Source organism: Acinetobacter sp. 826659, assembly GCF_000588515.1.
Taxonomy (GTDB): Bacteria; Pseudomonadota; Gammaproteobacteria; order Pseudomonadales; family Moraxellaceae; genus Acinetobacter; species Acinetobacter pittii.
Window position 1 is genome coordinate 1 of record NZ_JFYD01000035.1, and the last position, 678, is coordinate 678.

The window sequence follows — 678 nt, forward strand, 5'->3', positions numbered from 1 at the left end:
TGTGATGTCGGCAGAGACTGTGCCTGTACCTGGCAATGAAGTATTGCCTGCAGGGTCAGTTGCTGTTGCTGTAACCGTATCGCCATCCACCAGATTGCCCGGGTTTGGTACTGACCAGCTGCCATCTGTGCCTGCCACGACTGTTGCAGTGGTGCCATCAGGATATGTCACAGTCACTGTAGAACCAGGTTCTGCTGTACCGCTCACTGGGTCAGTTGCATTGATTGGATCAAGTACAGGTGCATTTGGTGCGGTGGTATCAATTGTTACCACTGCTGTATCTGTACCTGCATTGCCTGCTGCATCTGTTGCAGTCACGGTAATGGTGTGTGGACCGTCAGTTAATGCAGGCAGTGTATTGTCTGCAAGCGTCCAGGTGCCGTCACCATTGTTCACTGCCGGATAGTCAACCCCATCCACATTCACAACCACTGTTGCTGTCGGATCGTTCACTGTACCAGTGAGTGCTGGTGTGCTGTCATTCGTCAACACATCATCAAGTGCAACCACCGGCGGTGTGATGTCGGCAGAGACTGTGCCTGTACCTGGCAATGAAGTATTGCCTGCAGGGTCAGTCGCTGTTGCAGTCACGGTATCGCCATCCACCAGGTTGCCCGGGTTTGGTACTGACCAGCTGCCGTCTGTGCCTGCCACGACTGTTGCAGTGGTGCCATCAGG

The 678-nt window shown here is 54.0% G+C and carries 1 protein-coding gene; it reads right to left on the bottom strand.

Annotation, left to right across the window (positions count from 1 at the left end; genetic code table 11):
• A partial coding sequence (locus J663_RS18520; RefSeq protein WP_033851458.1) for an Ig-like domain-containing protein occupies nucleotides 1–678 on the bottom strand: 678 nt, incomplete at both ends.